Genomic DNA, 15,267 nt, shown 5'->3' on the forward strand with positions numbered 1-15,267 from the left:
ACTTTTCAGCCCAGCTCCACCTCGACAAAATGCTCCCCGCGGTCATCGGTCAGGGGAATGCGCATGTCAGCCTGTTCGGCACCGTCCAGGGTTACACGGCTTACCTGTCCCGACGCCTCACCGCGGCGGCTGATGGTGATGTGGTAGACGGTGTCACGATACCGGTAATGGATTTTGTAGCTGTCCCACTCGGCGGGCACACAGGGGGCAATGCGCAGGTGGTCCACTTCCAGTTGCAGGCCCAGCAGGGTTTCCACGGTCAGCCGGTACATCCAGCCTGACGCTCCGGTATACCAGGTCCAGCCACCGCGGCCGATGTGTGGCGCCACACCATAGATGTCCGCGCACATCACATAGGGCTCGACCTTGTAGCGGTCGATGGACTCGGGCGTATTGCCGTGGTTAACAGGGTTAAGCATGGCGAAAAATTCCCACGCGCGTTCGGTGTCACCCAACATGGCAAATGCCATCGTGGTCCAGATTGCGGCGTGGGTGTATTGGCCACCGTTTTCCCGCACGCCCGGGATATAGCCCTTGATGTAGCCCGGCTCCAGGCCGGATTTGTCAAAGGGCGGATCGAGCAACTGGATGATCTGTTTGTCGCGCCGCACAAGGCGCCGGTCCACCGCCATCATCGCCTGTCGGGCCCGCAGTTGATCGCCGCCTTTCGAGATGACCGCCCAGCTCTGGCTTATGGAATCGATCTGGCATTCGTCGTTACTGTCTGAACCCAGTGGGGTGCCGTCATCAAAATAGGCGCGCCGGTACCAGGCACCATCCCAGGCCTTGGCTTCGATGTAGTCCCGCAGTTGTGCGGCCTGGGCGCGGCACAACTCGGCAAATTCCTGGTCATTGCGCTCACCGGCAAGGTCGGCGAACAGCTCAAGATTTTCCACCAGGAACCAGGCCAACCATACACTCTCGCCACGGCCGTCCTTGCCGACCAGATTCATTCCGTCATTCCAGTCGCCGCAGCCCATCAGCGGCAAATGATGGGCGCCAAACTTCAGGCCGTACCTGAGGGCCCGCACGCAGTGCTCGTAGAGACTGGCGGCTTCGGGTGAGCGTTGCGGCTGGTCGTAGTAAGCCTCTTCGTCGGTGTACAGCTCACGGCCCTCCAGGAAATGGATGGGCTCGTCAAGCACGCCGGTATCGCCGGTCGCCCGCACATAACGGCAGGTGGCATACGGCAGCCACAGATAGTCGTCGGAGAAATGGGTTCGTACGCCCTGTCCGTTGGGTGGATGCCACCAGTGTTGCACATCGCCCTTGAGGAACTGGCGACCGGCATGCCGAACCAGTTGCTCGCGGGCGAGCCAGGGCGTGGCGTGGACCAGCGCCATGGTGTCCTGCAACTGGTCGCGGAAGCCGTAGGCGCCCCCCGACTGGTAATAGCCACTGCGGCCCCACAATCTGCACGACAGGGTCTGGTAAACCAGCCAGCCGTTGGCCAGTACGTTCAGCGCCACGTCCGGTGTATCGACGCTGACGGCCCCCAGGGTGCGGTTCCAGTATTCCCACACCGCTGCCAGCGCCTGGCGCGCGCCCGCCTGGCCGCCGAATTGCTGGATCAAATGCCGCGCTTCGTCGGCATTGGCAGCTGCCCCGAAGACGAACACGATCTCCCGTTCCTGGCCGGCGTCCAGTTCGATCCGGGTCTGGATAGCTGCGCACGGGTCGAGGCCAGCACCGGTCCTGCCCGACAGGCGCTTCCGGCGCATTGCCGCCGGACTGGCGAGGGTGCCGTTGCGGCCGATAAACTCAGTGCGGTTGCCGCTCACCGACCGCCCCCGTTCGCTGACCTGCGCAAACACAACCCGGTTGGCACACTCGCGACCGTAGGAATTGCGGGCGAACAGTCCGCCCGTGGGCAGGTCGATTTCGGTGACGATGTGCATCAGGTTGGCGTGTCGCAATTCGCCGAGCACCAGTTCCCAGTAACCGGTCAGCGACAGCTTGCGCGATCGCCTGGACTGGTTGTGCAGTTTTACCACCAGGAATTTGACCGGCGCATCCATGGCGACGTAGGTGTACAGTTCCGAGGCGATGTCGGCCTCCAGGTGCTCAAACACGCTGTAGCCGAAACCGTGTCGGCATACATAGCCGGAACGCCCGCAGGCAGGCAGTGGCGTTGGCGACCAGAATGCGCCGGTTTCCTCGTCGCGGAGATAAAGCGCTTCGCCGCTAGTGTCGGAGAGTGGGTCGTTGTGCCAGGGGCTAAGCCGGAATTCGTGGGCGTTGCCCACCCAGGTATAGGCGCTGCCGCTCTCGCTGACGACGGTGCCGATGTGTGGGCTGGCAATGACATTGGCCCAGGGCGCCGGTGTGGCTTGTCCGGGTTCAAGGGTAACGACGTATTCGTGGCCGTCGGGCGTGAAGCCGCCGAGGCCATTGCTGAAAATACGCTCGCGCGGCGCCAGCGGATAAACCGGCTCGGTCTCGGCCTGCTTCGAAGGCTCCAGAAGGTCCGATGTCCGTTCCGGTGATACTCTGCGGTCCACCTGCTCAATCAGGGTGTCAGCGCTGTCGCTGAACACGATGCGAGCCACGGTCTGCAGCAATACCCGTTCGTCTTCGGAAAGTTCTTCGGCCCGTCGCACGAAGACGCCGCCCGGTTTATCGACCACCTGGGCCTCGGGGCCCGCGTTGATCAGCCCCATGATCTGGTCCTGCAGCTCCGCCCGATAGCCGGAGAAACCCTCGTTGACGATCACCAGATCAACCGCAAGGCCCTTCATGCGCCAATAGGCATGGGCCTGCACCACCTGCTTGACCAGATCAATCCGGCCGAGGTCACCGATAAGCAGCAACACGATGGGCAGATCGCCGGAGATGGCAAAACGCCACAATCCCGACTGGCCCAACTGATTGCGGGCGATGACGCTGGGCGCCGCGCGGCGCAGTGCATTGCTGTAGATGACAGAACTCGCCAGACGGCCAAAAATCTGGGCATCGGCTTCGGTGGCGCTCAGGTGCCGCAATACTTCCTGGCTCTGGAACCAGGCCATCTCGAACGCGCGCTCCACGAAATGGCGGTCGCCGTATTTCTCGATCAGGACCAGTGCAGCCTCGCGGGTGTCCGCGATACCGGAAATGATCTGTACGCTTGCCGATCTGTCGGGCAGCAGGGTCAGCGTACTGCGGATTGCCACAATGGGGTCCAGCACTGCGCCCTGGGTATTCGACAGGGCCGAGCGGCGGCCTCCACTGTCCAGCACGACCGGATTGGCGGGGGTGCGACCGCGCCCGATGAACCGCGCGCGGTCGGTTTCAAAGGAAGGTTCGTTGGCCACCGAACCCGGCGCCGCCAGCAAGTGAAACATCCAGGGCACCTGTTCGCCCGGGGTGCGGGGGCGTCGGGTGCAGAGGATGGCCTGCCGCCCGGGCAGGATTTCGGTCTGCACGAACAGATTGCTGAACGAGCGGTGGGACAGGTCGGCGCTCAGCGGCGCCAGCACCACTTCAGCGAAGCTGGTCACCTCAACGTGGCGGGTGCGCGACGACTGATTGGTGAGCGTGACACGACGGATCTCGACGTCATCTTCGGGAGACACACTGATCTCTGTGTGCGCTTCGATCGCATGGTCGCGCCGCCGGTATTCGGCGCGGGCCTGCACAAAAATGGCTTCATAGTAATCAGCCTGGCGCAGGGTTGGCTGGTGCGCCGTGGACCAATACTTGCCAGTGTCGCGGTCTCGCAGGTAAATGAACGTACCCCAGCCATCGCAGGTGGCGTCCTCGCGCCAGCGGGTGACGGCGAGGTCGCGCCACCGGCTGGTGCTGCCGCCGGCGTGGGTTGCCATCACGTGATAGCGACCGTTCGACAGCAGGTGAACTTCGGGGAGCCGCGTGGCCGGGTCGGTGAACACGCGCATGATGGCGCCGGCCTCCGCGCTGGGCGGACGGGCGGCGGCGCTGACTTCGGCTGCGTGCGGGTGCAGGGTGTCACTCCTCTTCGGTACTCGCTCCTGCAGCAGCAACTCGGTCGCCCGCGCGAGCGGATCGGCCATGAAGCGGCGCTGCATCGGCTGGTCAAACAGGACATGGGCAAAGGCCAGGAAGCTCATCCCCTGGTGGTGCGCCATGAACGTCTGCACGATGGCGTGCAGCTTGCCCCGGGGCACGCGCGTGGGGGTGTAGTCGATGGCTTCGTAGAAACCGTAGGCACCGAGGAATCCCTGGTCAGCCAGCCCCTGCAGATTACGGCAGGCCTCCTGCGGCATCACCGTCAGTGCCAGCGCGCTGGCATAGGGCGCGATCACGAGGTCATCGCCCAATCCGCGCTTGAAGCCAAGGCCGGGTACGCCGAACGCCCGATACTGGTAAACCTGATGGATGTCGGTGAGGTTGTAGCAGGATTCGGAAATCCCCCAGGGCACCGCCCGCTGCCGGCCGTATTCGATCTGGCGTGAAACGGCTGCCTTGCAGCTATGCTCCAGCAGGGTATTGCCATAGCTCGGCATAACCAGCTGTGGCATCAGATATTCGAACATGGAGCCGCTCCAGGAAATCAGGCTGACGTCACCGCCATGGCTGGTCAGCAGGCGGCCGAGCGCGAACCAGTGCTTCTGGGGTACCTGTCCCTGGGCAATAAGCAGGAAACTGGCCAGCCGCGCCTCGGATGCCAGCAGGTCGTAGCAGGCGCGGTCACGGCGCCGTTCACTGACGTCATAGCCAATGGTCAGCAGGCTGCACCCGGCATCGTAAAGAAATTCGAAATCCATTGTTGCCAGAACCTGGCAGCGGTCTATCAGGCTGTCGATGAGGTCGAGCTGCTCCTGGGCGGCCGGGCCCGCGCCCGAATCATGGCTGCCCGCCAGCGCCATCCGGCTGGGGAGGCCGCTGTCCTGCCAGGTAGCGGGTACCAGAAAGGCGAATTCGTCGCGCAGCGCACGCAGTTGCTGATGGAATGCCCTGGCCCAGTACGCCAGTTCGCCATCGATGTCGGCATCGGCCGAAAGCCAGGTAAAAAGGGGACCGCCGGTGCGGTCGATCTGGTCCAGCGCGCTGGCGGTGCCGGCCAGTGTGCGGGGTGGACCCTCCAGGGTGAGGGCGCGCAGGGTGTCCTGCAGTACACGGATATTCTCCGCCAGTTCGGGGGTGAGGGCGGCGGGCAGCTCGTCGGCCAGGGCCTGCAAGGTGTCCTGCAGGCCCTGCAGTGCGCAGGTCGACGGCACCGGCTGGTACTTCAGCTCGGCCAGCCCGGCCTTCAGCGTAAGCAGGGCGCCTACCAGATTGCCACTGTCCACCGACGAAACGTATTGCGGGTGGAGTGGCTGCAGCGTTCGGGTGTCGTACCAGTTGAAGAAATGGCCGCGGTAGCGTTCCAGCTTTTCCATGGTCGCCAGTGTGTTGTCGATGCGTTGCAGGCACTCGCCAACGGTGAGATAGCCGAAATCGACGGCAGCCAGATCCGCAAGCAGCGCCATGCCAATGTTGGTGGGTGAGGTGCGCGAGGCGATGGCGGGGGCAGGGTAGGCCTGGAAGTTATCTGGCGGCAGCCAGTTGTCCTCCGGGCCGACAAAGTCCGCGAAGTAGCGCCAGGTGCGGCGGGCCGCTTTGCGCAGGAAAACCTCCTGCCCTGCACTCAGGCCTGGGGTGGGGGCGGGCAACGGGCGGCTGAGCCACCAGCCAATGGTGGGCGCCACCAGCCACAGCAACAGAACGGGAAAGGCGGCGAGCCACACCGTCGGCGGGCTGTCCGCCATAACCAGAGCCGCAACCAACCCCGCCGCCAGACCCGGGGGTACCCACATTTCCCGACAAAAATCCGCCAGTGAACGGCATGCGTTGCGGCGTGTGTATCCGGGCAGTTGCCACAGCAACAAACCGCGCCGGGTGAATGGCATGCGCGCCCCGGAGCGCAGAATCGCCCCCAGGATTATGTGGGTGTCGTAGGGCAAAAATGCGAGGCTCAGGAGGGCGAGCGCTAACGGCCGGCCGGCGGAGTTTCCGGTCATGCCCAGGTGTACCAGCCAGTTGCACTCTGCCGGCTTGCGAGTCAGCTCGATCAACAGGGACAGCAGTGTGGGCAGGAATAACACCGCCAGGACCAGCCCAGTCGATGCCCACAAGTAGCCCGTGCCCCAAAGCCATCCCGCCACCAGCAGGACAAGCAGCGCCGGTGTAACCAGGCTGCGCCGGAGGTTGTCGAAGATCTTCCAGAGCGACAGGGCCGACAGCGGGTTGGCCTGCCGCTTCGACCCTGCACCCTGCAAGCCGGGCGCCCCTGGCACCCGTGGCAGCAACCATCCGGCCAGTTGCCAGTCACCGCGTATCCAGCGATGGCGCCGGCTGGACTCGATCGCGATACTGGCCGGTTGATCTTCGATCAGGTCGACGTCTGTCACCAGCGCGGATCGCGCGTAGCCGCTTTCCAGCAGGTCGTGACTGAGGATGAGGTTTTCCGGAAAGCGACCGTCAACTGCCTGGCGAAAGGCATCGACGTCGTAGATGCCCTTGCCGATGTAGGAGCCCTCCGCAAACACATCCTGGTAGACATCCGACACCTCGCGGGTGTAGGGGTCGAGGCCCGATTCACCTGCGAACAGCCGGGTAAAGCGTGACTGGCCGGCGCTGGTCAGGCTGATTGAGGCGCGTGGCTGGAGGATGGCGTAGCCTTCGACGATGCGGCCTTTGGCAGCATTGAAAACCGGGCGGTTGAGCGGGTGCGCCAGGTTGCCGACCAGGAGGCGTGCCGCCTCGCGCGGCAATTGGGTATCGGTATCCAGGGTGATGACATAACGGATCGAGCCCAGGAGCGACTGATCACCGACGATGTCCGAGAACGCCGTGGACGCTTGGCCCCGGAGCCGGGCGTTGAACTGCTCGAGCTTGCCGCGCTTGCGCTCGTAGCCCATCCACACTCGCTCGAAGGGATTCCACTGCCGCGGTCGGTGGAACAGGTAGAAGACACAGGGGCGATCGTCGCGGTAGGTGTCATTGAGTGCCTCGATTCCCGCTCGGGCGCGGGCGAGCAGGGCCGCGTCGTCTGGCAGTGTTTGCTCGGGTGCGTCGGGAAAATCCGTCAGCAGGGCAAAGTAGAGGTTGGCATCGCGGTTGCCGAGATAACGTATCTCGAGGGCATCGAGCAGATCATCAATTTCCTGCCGACTGCTCAGCAGGGTGGGAACGATCACCATGCTGCGGTGATCGGCAGGGATGCCCTGTGAAAAATCCAGTCGTGGCAATGCCCGCGGCGGCACGAATAGCGTAATCGACCGATTGACAAGCGCGAGCGCGAGTGCCGAGGCTCCGGTCATGGCGGTCATCGCAAAAATCCAGTCGCGCCAGGCCTGGAGTGAGATGCCATCAAGCGCGGACTGGGCGGCTGCCGTGGTGAGCAGTGTCAGTAACACTATGCCCCCCAGATACAGGGGCAGGCGAACAGGCCTGCAGGCCCGGTTCAGGCGCGTTCTCAACGACAGGCGGCAGCAGATCGAATGCTCCAGGCGTGGCCGCCCCCGGTCGATCAGGTAGTAGCCGACATGGGCGCTACGGTCGTGCCGGCCCTGTTGTGCCGCTGCTGCGTGGGCCAGAACAATGGCTTCCCGTGCCACGTCCAGTTCGCCACACAGGCTGCCCCGCGCCAGGTCCTCGATGACATGCCGGTAGCGGTCGCGGGTCGCGAAATCCTGGTGGGCGTGCATGCCCGACGGGTCTTCGCGCAGTGTCTTTTCCACGACACTGAGGGATTCGACGTACTCCTTCCAGTCCATGGCGCCGATAAAGCGCAAACTGCCAATGCTGTTGGCGATGGATATCTGGTTGGCCGCGTCGGTGTGCCCGGCCGCTTCCGAGAGCTGGGTTGCGGTCACCCCCTGTCCGAGCAGTTTCTGTTCCACCCAGGTCTGCACGAAGGCCATGACGGACCCCTGCGCCTGGAGCCGGTCGTAGAATTCCTCCACGAACGGCGCGGTGAGTGGGACATCGGCATGGGCAAACTCGGCGAGCAACAGGATCAACTGTTTCGGATCGCTTTCGGCTGCGACAAGCATGCGATCCGCCCAGGTGGCGGCCGCATCACGCTCTTCCCGCCGCTGGGCGATGCGCACGCTGACCCGCCGCAGGTTTTCCAGCAGCGCCAGTTGCAGCATGATGGGAAAGGCCCACAACTCGCCTAGCCTGAAGGGTTCCACGGTCTGATAGGCGGCGATGAACTGGGTGACGTTGTCGCTGTCGACGCGACCGTCCATGTGGGAGATCAACTCCAGCGCCAGGTCGTAGATGCGGGGGAAACCGGCCGAATGCCCCTCGGCCAGACGCGGCAATTGCCGGCTGTATCCGCGAGGAAGGTGACGACGTGCCAGGCTGATCTGCTGTTCGATCAGATAAAAGTTGTCCAGCAACCAGGCTTCGGTCGGCGCGGTCCGTTGTCCCGGCGCCACGGCAGCCGTAACAACATCGTAGGCTGCCAGCAGAACCCGGGCATTATCCGCCAGCCGTGGCAGTAACCGGTCTGCCCCCGGTCGCGGTTCAATCCGGTGCTGACCCGCCAGGGTAACCGCATGGCGCTTGAGCTGCTCAATACTGAACAGCTCCGCCCGCAACAACTCGGTATCCCGGTCATGGCGCAGCTCATTCCGTGTGCGTGCCAAAAACCTGAACGGTTTGATGATTAATGCTCCCTGCTAACCCTGAGCCTCTCCGGGATACCACCTCGCAGCATCGGTCAGGGCTTTGGTTTCAATGTCTTCAGTGCTACGCCACGATTCAGAAGTTGTAACCCAGACCTATGGTGTAGGCCCAGGCGCCGCTGTCCTGGAACGCATCATCGGCATCATCCGCGTCGTTAAAGAAGAACTGGTACTCCGCCCGGGCCAGGAAGTAGGTCTTGGTCTGAACGTAGTATTTGATACCGGTTTCCAGGCCGGCAAAGGCACTGTCCTTGACGCCGTCGCCGTAAATACCGCCGAGGCTGCCGCCCACAAAGGGACGTGCACGATCGTTGAGGAACTGATAGTCGAGGTAACCCCGGGTTGAGCCGTTCCAGAAATCGTCCTCGATATCGGCACCTTCGATGCTGGCGTAGTTGACGCTTTGGCGGACACCGCCAACCATGTTATCCCGCAGATACCAGCCCAGATCGCCGGTTACGCCGAAGCTGCCACTGTTGAAATCCCGGTCGTTACTGCCGGTACCCGAGATGGAGAATTCGCGATCTCCCTGATCAGGACCAAACTCTGCAGATTGAGCGGCGGCTGCCAGGGGCAGTGCGCCAAGAAGACAGCTTAATGTGATAGCCGTAGTGTGGATTCTGGTCATGAGAAGCTCCTTGCTTGCATTTTTCAGACGGCATTTCCGGTGTATGCCGCCGGTTGCCCGGCGTCGACTTGGCCCCAACCTGACAGGGCAGGGCGAGTCTTTGCCGGGGCAGACCCTCAGGATCGGCGCTTGCTGGCCGGGTGGTCTGTTCGCAAGCACACACAGGAAGCGGAAAAGGAACTGCGGCATTGGCATCCCGGGCCTGTCGGGCGCCAGCAAGCTTTTATTTTTCGTCGGAAAAGCGCAGTCTTATGGCCAACAATGCGAATGCCGAGACTCGATTTTCGGTCGCGGACCGAATGGGTGTGGTTAATTTCCAGTCAATAACCATTTCTGACAGGATCAGCAGCGTGAGTACTCGCGACGACACTCCTCAGCCCCGATTGCCCGCCGGGATCTGGGTGCTCGGCTTCGTAAGCCTGTTGATGGATATTTCGTCCGAGATTATTCACAGCCTCTTGCCTGAGTGCCTTCTATCCGTGCTTGGCGTCGGCGCCCTTGCCGGCTCTGTGGTTTGGGGCTTGCACATGGGTATGACCCAGGGATTGCTCGCAACTATGGTTGCAAATGCGGCACCCAGAAGCCTGCGCGGAACTGCGTTTGGTTTTTTCAACCTGGTGTCGGGCATTGCCCTGCTGATCGCGAGCGTGCTGGCGGGGCTGCTATGGCAATACGGCGGCCCAGAAAATAATTGACGTTATCTCCCCGCGTCGCACCGACAATCGCAAAAAAACAGCAGGCCTCCGAGATCAAAATACCCCTGCCCAGCCAGCATGCCCATCATGAGCAGCAGGGCCGAACCGACAAAAACAAGCCAGGTAAAAAACCGTTTCGGCCAGGGCGGCAAAAAATGCAAACCAGTAACCCCACAAGCCGACACTTTGCGCCAGTGACATTGCGGACTGTGTTAGGGAATCCATCTTCGGGTATTTCCTGAATTCAGGAATTTCAATATGGTGCAAGTTTAAAACAGAAGGATATGAGGGGCATTTAAAGAGATTGGAAGTGCGGTTGGTACCCCCGGCAGGACTCGAACCTGCTACCTTCCCCTTAGGAGGGGGACGCTCTATCCAGATGAGCTACGGGGGCATTATCGCGAGAAGGGCGGTATGATAACGGCCTGAGCCCCGCGGCTCAAGGTGCAGTCCTGTTTCGGTGAATCTCACGGAGTGCGTGTTGCCTGAACCTTTCTCGTTGAGCGTGATCATCCCGGTATGGAGGGAGGCGGCCGGTATTACCGAAACACTCCGGGCCCTGCAGCCGATTCGTGGCCGGGCGCATGAAGTGATTGTGGTGGATGCCGGCAGCACCGATGGCACCGCTGAACTGGCGCGGCCGCTCTGCGACCGGGTGGTGAACTCTGAAAAGGGGCGGGCGGCACAGATGAACGCCGGAGCGGCGGTGGCCAGAGGCGATCTGTTGCTTTTTCTGCATGCCGATACCCGCCTGCCGGAAAGCGCCCTGGAGCATCTTGCCGACTTTGCCCATTCTCATCGCGCCTGGGGGCGGTTTAATGTGCGTCTGAGTGGCCAGCGGCCGGTGTTCCGGGTAATCGCCTGGTTTATGAATAAGCGTTCCCGCCTGACGGGTATCTGCACCGGTGATCAGGCGATGTTTGTACGCCGGGATGTGTTCGAGGCGCTGGCCGGTTTCCGTCCGATGCCGTTGATGGAAGACGTGGAATTTTCACGCCGCCTTTGCCGAATGTCGCGCCCCTTCTGTATAAAAGAACCTGTCGTAACCGATAGCCGCCGATGGCAGACGCATGGTGTCTGGCGAACGATTTTCCTGATGTGGCGGCTGCGCTGGCGTTACTGGCGCGGTGAATCGCCGGAATCTCTGGCCCAAATCTACCGATCGGATGTACGCAATGCCTCAAAGTAACCCTCCCCTGGCGGTATTTCTCCAGTTTGCCAAGTGGCCGGAAGCCGGCCGTGTGAAAACCCGGTTAATTCCGGAGTTGGGCCCGGCTGGCGCGCTCGAAGCCCATATAAGGTTGACGCTGGCGGTGCTCGATAACCTGTGTGCTACCGGTTACGCGGTGGAATTCTGGTGGGACCGGCTGGTGGACGATCACCCTTTGGAAGCCGCCTCTATTCTTGAAGAAGTCGATGGAGCCGGTCTGGTTCAGGGGGTGCAGCAGGGCGATACGCTCGGGGAGAAGATGTTCGCCGCACTCAGCCAATCGCTTTGCGACTATGACCGTGCCCTGGTGGTCGGCAGCGACTGCCCATCGGTTGATCCTGAGTATGCCCGCAGGGCCGTGGCCTGCCTGGCGGATCATGATGTGGTGCTGGGGCCCTCCGACGATGGTGGTTACGTGCTCATCGGCGCCTCAAGGGTGGTGGATGGAATGCTGGACAACATCGCCTGGGGAACGCCGGACGTTCTGGCCCAGACCTGCGAGCGGCTGGATGCAGCGGGGCTAAGCTATGTCTTGCTGGAGCCCCGCTGGGACGTGGACGAGCCCGAGGACTGGGCCCGTTTTCTTCGCATCGTCTGACGCTGTCAGCTGGCGGGCACAAGTGGCAGGTCGGTCAGCTTGCCAAGGGCTTTGTCCGCTTGCAGGCCGTCGCCACCGGTAACCACCCGCAGTGCCTGCTCTCGCTCCAGCACCGCATTGCGGAAGGTGGCCAGTAATTCCTCCTTGCTGACCTTCTTCACCGCCTCGGCCAGGCGCTCCCGCGAGTTGAAGTAGTCTGCGCCACGGTCAATTTCGCGCCAGTAGCGGCTGGAGATCTCGCCGAGTTGCCGATCCTGCTCCAGAAGTTTGCTTACCACGGCCTGTTTTTCCTGGTTGAGCCGCTCTTCGGTCAGCCCGGCCAGTGTTTTATCGAATCCTTTGGCGAATTCTCTGACCGCCTGGTCAATCTCGGATTGCGAGGCAGAGGGTGACTGCACCACAAAACCCAGTGCCGGCGTCTCCAGCATTTCGTAGGGAGTGGCATACACAATGTAGCCAAGTTGGCGGGTGGTGCGGATTTCCTCGTAGAAGGGGCTGCTGATGATCTGCCCCAGCAACTGGAAGCGGGCCCGCTCCTCGAAACTGGTATTGTCCCCCTGCATATACAGGGTGTAGCCGGTATCAGGGTGATCCACCTTGAGGGACACCTCGGTCTCGCGCTCCGGCAACTGGCGCACCTGGCTGCGATCTACCCGGGTGTTTTCGCTGTTGCGAAGCACGATGGCGTTGATCTGGCGAGCCAGGTTCAGGGCCGAGGCCTCGGTGAGGTTGCCGTGCGCCATCATGACAGGGTCCACCTGGGCGAAGGCGTTCTCAGCGAAGGAGCGCAGCTCATCAAAGGTGACCTCTTTCGCTGCCCGGAGTTTGGCCGCCGTGCTCCAGGCGCCTTCGATCAGGGCCGTCTGAACAAACTCCGAGGTCTGTTCCACCGGGCGGTCCTTGGCCTGGTTCTGCAGGCTGTCGATCAGGTTCTGCCGGGCAATATCAAAGCGCTGCCGGGTCAGTTCCGGCACCGCCACCTGCAGCAGGATGCGGTTCATCAGGGTGTGCAGTTTGTCATTGTAGCCGCCGACGCGAACGGTGATGCCGCGCAGGTGCGGATAAACGCTGTAATCCAGCCCGGCCAGACTGGCGGAATAGGCCCAGGCGTTGAGGTTGGCGTTGATGGAGTCAACCAACAACTGGGTCAGTACGTGGCCGCGTGCCGATACCGTAGCAGCAGGTGTCCTCAGGCTTAAAAACACATTGGCTTTGGGCGTATCAAACCGGGTATCCCGGGCGAACCAGATGTCCATGCCGTTCAGTGTGCCCAGCATTATGGGCTTTGCCATGGTCTTTCCGGGCACCAGTTCCAGGTCCTCGGGTATGAAAGGGTTGGCCGGCGGCAATTGCAGCTGGCTGGCAAGTTTGGGCAGGCCGGTTTGTGTCAGGGTGTCCGGGTTCAGTGGTTCTTTGGTCCAGCGTGCCTCGTACCACTTGGTGAGGTTCGGGTTTTTCAGCTCCGGGTCCGGCGCAAGGACGAATACCAGGACATTATCCGGCGTCAACCGTTGCAGGATGTCCCGGTATTGTTCAGGGGCATAGCGCTCAACCAGCCAGGGCGCGCGGAGCAGGTCCTCTGGCGGGTATTCCAGGAGCTGGCTGGCCAGGCGCATGGCCTCATGCAGCGGGCTGCCCTGTTCACGGAACCGGAAATCGATGCGCGCCAATTTTTTCATTTCCCGGAAGCGCTGCTCGCTGATGCCGTTCTCGCGAATCTGGGCGATGTAATCAAAAACCAGTGGCAGGATTTCCTCTTGGCGGTTCAGGCCTTCCGGGGTCAGCGCGATGCTGATCTCGAGGGTGGCGTTTTCGCCGGTATCCATGCCAAGCCCTGCTGACAGGCTCTCGGCAAGCCCTGCCCGTTTCAGGACGTCGAACAGGCTGCCTGGCCCTTCATGGCCCAGCAGGTTGGCCACGTAACTGGCTGGTTTGGTGCGATAGTTGTCTTCCTGGGAGGGAATGGGGAAGGTGAGCGTCAGGCTCCGCACATCCTTGATGGCATCCGCTGTTACCTTTGCCGGCAGCTCATCCTGCTCCAGGAGGCTGGCCATATGGCGCTTTGGCTCCAGATGGCGGTTCTCGATGGCATCAAACCGCCCACGCACCATGGCTTCCAGGTCATCCAGCGGTTGCGGGCCGTAAACCGCCAGGGACATCAGGTTGGCCGAATAGTGCTGTTTCCAGAATTCAATCAGGTCCGGGCGCAGCGGGTTGTCGTCGGTATTTTCAAGGGTGCTCAGGTTGCCAACGGCAAACTGGCTGAAGGCACTCTCCGGGTTGCTCACGGCCTTCTGTACCGAATAGAACCTGCGGCCATCGTCCTTCTGCTTGGAACTGAACTCCGAGTGAACGGCATTGCGTTCCCGGTCTACCAGTTTTGCCGTGAACAGTGGCGCTGCAAACTGCTGGGCAAACCGGTCCAGTGCCGGCGCGAGAAAATCGGCCTGAATATCAAAAAAATAGTTGGTGTCCTGGAACGCGGTGAAGGCGTTGTGCTGCCCGCCGTGGCTCTTGATGAATTGCTGGTACTCGCCGGGTTCCGGGTATTTTTCGGTGCCCAGAAACAGCATGTGTTCCAGAAAGTGGGCGATGCCCTCGCGGTCTTCGGGGTCGTCTCCGCTGCCAACGGCCACATTCATTGAGGCGGCGGCCTTGTCTGCCTCCTTGTCGGAAACCAGGATGACCTTCAGGCCGTTCTCCAGTTCAATGAACCGGTACTGGTTGTCGTCGTTCGGGCTTTTTTCCGGTATCTGGGCGGCGAGGCTCAGGGTGCTGATCAGCAGGAGTGTGAGCAGGGCAAACAGACGCGCCATCTGGCTTTGCATTGGGTGTTTTCTCGAGATGCGGGTGCTCATAGGCTCTCTGATATCCGGTGAATGTGGTCTGGCGTTCAGTGCATCAGTGTGTTGCGTGTGCTTTCCGGCTGCCGGTCCAGTGTTTTACGGGCAAGATCCGCGGCCTTTTCGGCGTCCAGCTGGCCAGAGGCAATACGCTCAAGAACGGTTGCCATAACGGCCACGGACTGGCGGTAATCGGCGAACTCGGATTGAAAGGCACTGTCGATGGCCTCGTAAACCGCCTGGATTTTCTGCTCGCGGGAACCGGCGTTCTCGGCGGAGTCGTTAATGGCCTTGAGGCAGGCCCGGGCAATGGAAATGTAGCGTTCTGCGTTGGGATTGTCTTTTTGCATGATCGGGTTTCCGGAGGTCGGTTGTCCTGTGAGATAGAGAGATGCCAAAAGGCCCTAAAAGTTCCTGATTATGTCATTGCTGGCGGGGTGTTTCATTGCTTTGTGGTAATCCAACAATCGGGCAGGCAGACGGCCATTCCTGTGCTAGTCTCAACAGCATTATGTCGGCAAACCGGATAGGCCCGCCAGGTGCGGGAGAGTGAATTTTTAGAGTAATAGCTCTATTTAAAACAAAGGCTTACGGAGTAAAAACTCTAAAAAAGTTCGATACATGAAGGTTGCAATTAAGTACAATTCCGGCGTTTCC

6 protein-coding genes, 1 tRNA gene and 1 pseudogene are annotated in these 15,267 nt (G+C 61.5%); 3 read left to right on the forward strand and 5 right to left on the reverse strand.

Going from position 1 to position 15,267, the window contains the following annotated elements; translation table 11 throughout:
- Positions 1 to 5: 5 nt before the first annotated feature.
- Together msub_RS00180 and msub_RS00185 are read right to left on the reverse strand one after the other, a co-directional pair.
- Positions 6 to 8,597: a GH36-type glycosyl hydrolase domain-containing protein gene (locus msub_RS00180; protein ID WP_227506590.1), complete on the reverse strand. Its 8,592-nt coding sequence runs from the start codon at positions 8,595 to 8,597 to the stop codon at positions 6 to 8.
- Between the two features lie 115 nt (positions 8,598 to 8,712).
- Positions 8,713 to 9,264 carry a hypothetical protein gene (locus tag msub_RS00185; RefSeq protein ID WP_048494161.1) on the reverse strand — a complete coding sequence of 184 codons (552 nt, stop codon included), beginning with the start codon at positions 9,262 to 9,264 and terminating at the stop codon, positions 8,713 to 8,715.
- Between the two features lie 497 nt (positions 9,265 to 9,761).
- Here msub_RS00185 and msub_RS21420 point away from each other — a divergent pair.
- Positions 9,762 to 9,944: pseudogene (locus msub_RS21420) on the forward strand (MFS transporter); the annotation flags it as partial.
- A 332-nt stretch (positions 9,945 to 10,276) separates the two neighbouring features.
- On the opposite strand, the gene msub_RS00195 reads toward msub_RS21420, so the two are convergent.
- Positions 10,277 to 10,353: transfer RNA gene (locus tag msub_RS00195), tRNA-Arg, on the reverse strand.
- Between the two features lie 84 nt (positions 10,354 to 10,437).
- On the opposite strand from msub_RS00195, the gene msub_RS00200 reads away from it, so the two are divergent.
- Both msub_RS00200 and msub_RS00205 read left to right on the forward strand, forming a co-directional pair.
- Positions 10,438 to 11,148: a TIGR04283 family arsenosugar biosynthesis glycosyltransferase gene (locus msub_RS00200; protein ID WP_319803293.1), complete on the forward strand. Its 711-nt coding sequence runs from the start codon at positions 10,438 to 10,440 to the stop codon at positions 11,146 to 11,148.
- Positions 11,135 to 11,767: a TIGR04282 family arsenosugar biosynthesis glycosyltransferase gene (locus msub_RS00205; RefSeq protein WP_048494164.1), complete on the forward strand. Its 633-nt coding sequence runs from the start codon at positions 11,135 to 11,137 to the stop codon at positions 11,765 to 11,767. Before msub_RS00200 ends, msub_RS00205 begins: the two co-directional genes overlap by 14 nt.
- Positions 11,768 to 11,772: 5 nt before the next feature.
- Here the strand turns inward: msub_RS00205 and msub_RS00210 are convergent, their stop codons facing one another.
- Together msub_RS00210 and msub_RS00215 are read right to left on the reverse strand one after the other, a co-directional pair.
- Positions 11,773 to 14,595, reverse strand: a complete 2,823-nt coding sequence (locus tag msub_RS00210) for an insulinase family protein (protein ID WP_048494165.1) — start codon at positions 14,593 to 14,595, stop codon at positions 11,773 to 11,775.
- 65 nt (positions 14,596 to 14,660) lie between these two features.
- Entirely contained in the window at positions 14,661 to 14,960 is a 300-nt protein-coding gene (locus msub_RS00215; protein ID WP_048494166.1) for a hypothetical protein, read from the reverse strand.
- Between the last annotated feature and the right edge of the window lie 307 nt (positions 14,961 to 15,267).

Origin of the sequence: Marinobacter subterrani, from assembly GCF_001045555.1 — a bacterium.
GTDB classification, from domain to species: domain Bacteria; phylum Pseudomonadota; class Gammaproteobacteria; order Pseudomonadales; family Oleiphilaceae; genus Marinobacter; species Marinobacter subterrani.